This window comes from Halomonas sp. 707D4, from assembly GCF_024158685.1.
In the GTDB taxonomy this organism is placed as follows: Bacteria; Pseudomonadota; Gammaproteobacteria; order Pseudomonadales; family Halomonadaceae; genus Vreelandella.
This window is the reverse complement of sequence record NZ_JAMZBD010000171.1, coordinates 1-6,138: the sequence shown is the minus strand read 5'-3', so window position 1 is coordinate 6,138 and position 6,138 is coordinate 1. Positions and strand designations below refer to the sequence as shown.

Genomic DNA, 6,138 nt, shown 5'->3' with positions numbered 1-6,138 from the left:
GGTCATGGCCAAGCTGCTCGACGGCGCCCGCCCCACCCCCGACAACGCCTACAAGCTGGTGCTGGCCGAACGCACGCTGGCGGCCCTGCTGGCCAAGGAGTGACCCATGGATTTCAATCAGTCAGCGGATGAGAACCTGTTCGACCGCGCCCGGATCATCGGCAAGCCCCACACGCGCATCGACGGTGCGCTGAAGGTCACCGGCACCGCCCCCTACGCCTACGAGCGCAACGACGTGGTGGAGAATCACCTGGTTGGCTACCCGCTGGGCGCGAGCATCGCCAAGGGGCGCATCACGCGCATGGACGCGTCGGCTGCGCGCAACGCCGAGGGCGTGGCGGCGGTGATCACGGCGCTGGACATCGACGAGCTGCCGCGCGCCGACAGCAACGTCGCCAAGCTGTTCGGCGGCGACATCGTCGAGCACTACCACCAGGCGATCGCCGTGGTGGTGGCCGATACCCTCGAGCAGGCCCGCGCGGCCACCTCGCTCATCGAGGTGGAGTACGAGGAGATGCCGGGCGAGTTCGACCTGGACGATGCCTGGAAGCGCCTGCAGGATCGCGACGTGATCAACGAGGTGGGCGACGTGGACGCGGCCTTCGAGCGCGCCGAGGTGAGCATCGACGAGACCTACCACACCGCCTCGCAAAGCCACGCCATGATGGAGCCCCACGCCTCCATCGCTGACTGGTGTGACGGCAAGCACCTGACGCTCTGGACCTCCAACCAGATGATCGCCTGGAGCAAGAAGGCGCTGGCCACCACGCTGGAACTCGACGAGGCGAACATTCGCCTTGAGAGCCCCTACATCGGCGGCGGTTTCGGCGGCAAGCTGTGGCTGCGCGCCGACGCGGTGCTGGCGGCCTTAGGCTCCCGCGAGACCGGTCGCCCGGTGAAGGTGGCGCTGCCGCGCCCGCTGATCTTCAACAACGCCACCCACCGCTCCGGCACCGTGCAGCGCCTGCGCATCGCCGCGAACAGGGATGGTCGCATCACGGCGTTCGATCATTCGGCGATCTCCCACACCCTGCCCGGCGGCAGCGGCGAGGACGCGGTCAATCAGACGCGCTGCTTCTACGCCGGCGAGAATCGCCGCGTGGCCCACCACGCCATCGACATGAACCTGCCGGAAGCCGCCGACATGCGCGCCCCCGGCGAGGCCTCGGGCCTGGCGGTGCTGGAGATCGCCATGGACGAGATGGCCGAGAAGCTCGGCCTCGACCCGGTGGAGTTTCGCATTCTCAACGATACCCAGGTCAACCCGGAGGAGCCCGAGAAGCGTTTTAGTGACCGCCACTTCGTCGAGTGCCTGCAAAAGGGCGCCGAGGCGTTCGGCTGGAGCGAGCGCAACCGCACGCCCGGTGGCCGGCGCGAAGGCCAGTGGCTGATCGGCCAGGGCATGGCCGGCGCCTACCGCGGCTCGCCGACGCTGGATTCCGGCGCCCGGGTGAGCCTGAACCAGGGCAGGCTGGTCGTCGAGACCGACATGACCGACATCGGCACCGGCTCCTACACCATCATCGCCCAGACCGCCGCGGAAACCATGGGCGTCGAGCTCGAGGACGTCGAGGTGCGCCTGGGCAACAGTGCCTATCCCAAGGCCTCTGGTTCCGGGGGGCAGATGGGGGCCGCCAGCGCCACCGCCGGCGTTTACGCCGCGTGTCTGGCGCTGCAGGCCGAGATCGGCAAGCGTCTGGGGGTGGACAATGCGCGCTTCGAGCAGGGCCGCGTGCGGGCCGAGGGCATCGATACGCCGCTTGCCGAGGTGGCCGGAGGTGATGAAATCGTCGGCGAGGACACGCTGCACTTCGGCGACTTCAAGGACAAGCTCGAGATCGGTACCTTCGGGGCGCACTTCGTCGAGGTGGCGGTTCACGCCTATACCGGCGAGACGCGCCTGCGGCGCACCCTCTCGGTGTGCGACGCCGGGCGCATCCTCAACCCGGTCACCGCGCGCAGCCAGGTGATCGGCGGCATGACCATGGCGATCGGCGCCGCGCTCAGCGAAAGTCTCAGCATCGACACCGCCCGGGGCTTCTTTCCCAACCACGACCTGGCGGGCTACGAGATCGCGGTGCACGCGGATATCCCCGAGCAGGAGGTGATCTTCCTCGACACCCAGGACGGCGCCTCGACGCCGCTCAAGGCCAAGGGCGTGGGGGAGCTCGGTATCTGCGGCGGCGCGGCGGCGGTGGCCAATGCCATGTACAACGCCACCGGCATTCGCCTTCGCGACTACCCGCTCACACTCGACCGCATGCTCGACCAACTGCCCGCGATCTAATCCTCGATCGGCAGGGCATAGCTTGCGACGACGTGGGCCACCGGGCGCGCGTCGTCGCTTGCCGAATACACCTGCACTTCTCCCACCCCCATGCGCCGGCCGAGCTTGATCAGCCGGGCGTGGGCCACGATGTCGTGCTCGCCGGAGGCGGCGCGCAGAAAGTGGCAGTTGAGGTCGCTGGTCACCGCCATCGGCTCCGGGCCGATCTGGGCAAGTATCGCCACGTATAGCGCCACGTCGGCAAAGCCCATCAGCGTCGGCCCGCTCACCCGGGGGCCGGGGCGCAGGTGCTCGTTGCGTATCTCCAGGCGCATCGTCGCGCACATCTCGCCCACGCTCTCTACCCGACCCATGCGCTGGGGAAATACCTCGTCCAGAAAGCGCTCGATCTCTGCGACGGTCATGACGGTCATTGTGGTTGTCTCCGTTCGGATAAACGTGTTTTCACGATGCCATAAAAAAGCCCCAGGCACTGCCCGGGGCTTCGATCGCTACGTGCTGCTTACTTCGCCTTATGCGCTTTTTTCTTATGCACTTGGCGCCACTCGTGAAGCAGCGGCTCGGTGTAGCCCGACGGCTGCTCGCGACCCTTGAAGATCAGGTCCGACGCCGCCTTGAAGGCGGTGGAGTCGTCGAAATTGGCGCTCATGGCGGTGTAGCTGGCATCACCGGCGTTCTGCTCGTCGACCACCTTCGCCATGCGCGTGAGCGTCTTCTTCACCCGCGCCTCGTCGACGATACCGTGGTAGAGCCAGTTGGCGATGTGCTGGCTGGAGATGCGCAGCGTCGCGCGGTCTTCCATCAGGCCGACATCGTGGATGTCCGGCACCTTGGAGCAGCCCACGCCGTGCTCGACCCAGCGCACCACGTAGCCGAGGATGCCCTGGCAGTTGTTGTCGAGCTCTTGCTGAATCTCTTCATCTGACCAGTGGGCGTTCTCGGCCACCGGCACGCTGAGCAGATCCCCCAGCAGGTCGGATTCGCCGGCGCTTTCCATCTCACGCTGGATGTCGGCGACCTTCACCTGGTGGTAGTGCAGCGCGTGAAGCGTCGCGGCGGTGGGCGAGGGTACCCAGGCGGTGTTGGCGCCGGCTTTCGGATGGCCGATCTTCTGCTCGAGCATGGCGTGCATCAGATCCGGCATCGCCCACATGCCCTTGCCGATCTGGGCGCGGCCGCGCAGGCCACAGGCCAAACCGACCTGGACGTTGTTCTTTTCATAGGCGGTGATCCACTTGGCGGCCTTCATGTCGCCCTTGCGCACCATCGGGCCTGCTTCCATGGCGGTGTGCATCTCGTCGCCGGTGCGGTCGAGGAAACCGGTGTTGATGAACACCACCCGCGAGGTCGCCTCGTTGATACACGCTTTCAGGTTGACCGTGGTGCGGCGCTCCTCGTCCATGATGCCCATCTTCAGGGTATCGCGGCTCATGCCGAGGATGTCTTCCACGCGACCGAAGAGCTCGTTGGCAAACGCCACTTCCTTCGGGCCGTGCATCTTCGGCTTGACGATGTAGACGGAGCCGGCGCGGGAGTTGCGCGGCTGGTCGGCGTCCTTCTTCAGGTCATAAAGGGCGATCAGCGAGGTGACCACGGCATCCAGAATGCCTTCCGGCAGCTCGCTTCCGTTCTCGTCGAGGATCGCCGGCGTGGTCATCAGGTGGCCCACGTTGCGCACGAACATCAAGGAGCGCCCGGGAAGGGTGACGCTGCCGCCGTCGGTGGTCTTCCAGGTGCGGTCGGCGTTGAGTCTACGCGTGGTGGTCCTGCCGCCTTTCTCGATCTGCTCTTCCAGGTCGCCGCGCATCAGGCCGAGCCAGTTCTGGTAGACGCCGACCTTGTCCTCGGCGTCCACCGCCGCCACGGAGTCCTCGCAGTCCATGATGGTGGTGAGTGCCGCCTCGACGACGACGTCCTTCACGCCCGCCGGATCCGTCTTGCCGATGGCATCGTCGGCGTCGATCTGGATCTCGAGGTGCAGGTCGTTGTTGGCGAGCAGGATCGCGCTCGGCGCGCTTTCGTCGCCGTCGAAGCCGATCAGCTTGTCCGGGTCCTGTAAGCCGGTTTCGCGGCCGCCTTCCAGGCGCACTACCAGGTGGCCGTCGCGCAAACTATAACCTTCGGCATCCGCGTGGGAGCCGGTGGCCAGGGGCGCTGTGCGGTCCAGCACCTCGCGGGCGTAGGCCACGACCTTCTCGCCGCGCTTGGGGTTGAAGCTCTTGCCTTTCTCGGCGCCGTCCTCCTCGGAGATGACGTCGGTGCCGTAGAGCGCATCGTACAGGCTGCCCCAGCGAGCGTTGGCGGCGTTGAGCGCGTAGCGGGCGTTGCTCACCGGCACCACCAGCTGCGGGCCGGCCTGAATGGCGACTTCACGGTCGACGTTGGCCGTTGTAACGTTGACGCTGGTCGGTGCATCGACCAGGTAGCCTTGCTCTTTCAGAAAGCGCTGGTAGGCGTCCATGTCGGTCACCGCGCCCGGGTGCGCCTTGTGCCAGCCGTCGAGCGCCTGTTGCAGCGTGTCGCGCTCTTCCAGCAGGCGCCGGTTTTTCGGGGTAAGATCATGGAACAGGGCATCGACGCCAGCCCAGAAGGCCTGTTCGTCGACGCCGGTGCCCGGCAGGGCCTGCTCGTTGATGAAACGGTCCAGCTCGGCGGCCACCTGTAGACGGTGACGCGTGATACGCTCGCTCATGGGTCTCTCCTCGAGAAGTGCCCGTGGGTGGATGAGGCTGCCACGGCCAGGATGAAAACGATTTATGGAAAATACTTCCATAAAGGTTGGGGCATGTAAACAGCCTAGACGCCAAAGCGCCGCCATGCTCGACTAAATGATAATAAAGGCGCGCCAACGCCAGGGACGTTCCTGACGACAGGGAGACGCAATGCACGAGTTTCAGCATCTATCGGACGTGTTCGAGCAGGCGCCGGACGCGCCGGCGCTGCACTATCTTGCCCCGGGCACGGCCATGACCCGGGCGGTCGAGGCGTATTTCCACCACTACCGGCTCGATGCGCTGTTCGCGAGCACCCCGTCGGTCTACGCCGGGTTCATCGATACCGGGCGCTTCAACCTGTGGTGCCAGGTGTGGAGCCCCATCGCGCCCAAGGGTACGGTGTTCGTGGTGCACGGCTATTTCGATCACCTGGGCCTCTACCGCCACCTGTTGAAGAGCCTGCTGGAGAAGGGGTGGCTCGTGGTGCTGTGGGACCTGCCGGGGCACGGGCTCTCCAGCGGCCCGCGGGCGGAAATCGGCGAGTTCGACGACTACCAGCACTGTTTCAGCCACGTCAAACGAACGCTCGACGCGGCGGACCTGGCCCCGGCCCCCTGGCTCGGCATCGGCCAGAGCACCGGGGCGGCGATCCTGGCCACCGACGCTTTGGAGCAGCGCGAGGCGGCGGGCTGGGCGGGCATCGTGCTGCTGGCGCCGCTGGTGCGCCCCTGGCGCTGGGGGCAGGCGAGCTGGGTGCACCTGATCGCCAGCCCCTTCGTCAAGGAGCTGCCGCGCAAGTACCGGCCCAACTCCACCGACGAGACCTTCACCGCCTTCCTGCGCGACCAGGACCCGCTGCAGCCCGAGCGCTTGAGCGTTGTCTGGATCTCGGCCATGCGCCGCTGGATTCCCAAGCTCCTGGCCTTCGAACCGCTGGCGCTGCCGACGCTGATCCTGCAGGGCGAGCAGGACACCACGGTGGATTGGGAGCGCAACCTCGAGATATTGACCGCGAAATTTCCTGAGGCGACGGTATATCGCCATCCCGAGGCGCGCCATCATCTGGTCAACGAGTCGCCGGCCATTCGCCAGGCGCTGTTCGCGCAGCTGGAGGCGTTCGTCGACGGGGTGGATACC

General features: G+C 66.3%; 4 protein-coding genes. 2 read left to right on the top strand and 2 right to left on the bottom strand.

Going from position 1 to position 6,138, the window contains the following annotated elements; genetic code table 11:
* Window positions 1–106 precede the first annotated feature (106 nt).
* Window positions 107–2,287 carry an aldehyde oxidoreductase molybdenum-binding subunit PaoC gene (paoC, locus tag BIS11_RS09025; RefSeq protein ID WP_253419477.1) on the top strand — a complete coding sequence of 727 codons (2,181 nt, stop codon included), beginning with the start codon at window positions 107–109 and terminating at the stop codon, window positions 2,285–2,287.
* Here the strand turns inward: paoC and BIS11_RS09020 are convergent.
* Together BIS11_RS09020 and BIS11_RS09015 are read right to left on the bottom strand one after the other, a co-directional pair.
* Complete coding sequence (locus BIS11_RS09020) at window positions 2,284–2,700, bottom strand: PaaI family thioesterase (protein ID WP_253419475.1); 417 nt, start codon at window positions 2,698–2,700, stop codon at window positions 2,284–2,286. The two genes, paoC and BIS11_RS09020, sit on opposite strands and share 4 nt — an antisense overlap.
* An 89-nt stretch (window positions 2,701–2,789) precedes the next feature.
* Window positions 2,790–4,979, bottom strand: coding sequence for a malate synthase G (locus BIS11_RS09015; RefSeq protein WP_253419474.1), 2,190 nt, complete (start codon window positions 4,977–4,979; stop codon window positions 2,790–2,792).
* Between the two features lie 190 nt (window positions 4,980–5,169).
* Here BIS11_RS09015 and BIS11_RS09010 point away from each other — a divergent pair.
* On the top strand, window positions 5,170–6,138 hold a 969-nt coding region (locus BIS11_RS09010), incomplete at its 3' end, for an alpha/beta hydrolase (protein WP_253585946.1).

Coding starts and splice junctions, on each gene's coding strand:
- paoC (WP_253419477.1), top strand. CDS start 107: ATGGATTTCAATCAGTCAGCGGATGAGAACCTGTTCGACCGCGCCCGG.
- BIS11_RS09020 (WP_253419475.1), bottom strand. CDS start 2,700: ATGACCGTCATGACCGTCGCAGAGATCGAGCGCTTTCTGGACGAGGTA.
- BIS11_RS09015 (WP_253419474.1), bottom strand. CDS start 4,979: ATGAGCGAGCGTATCACGCGTCACCGTCTACAGGTGGCCGCCGAGCTG.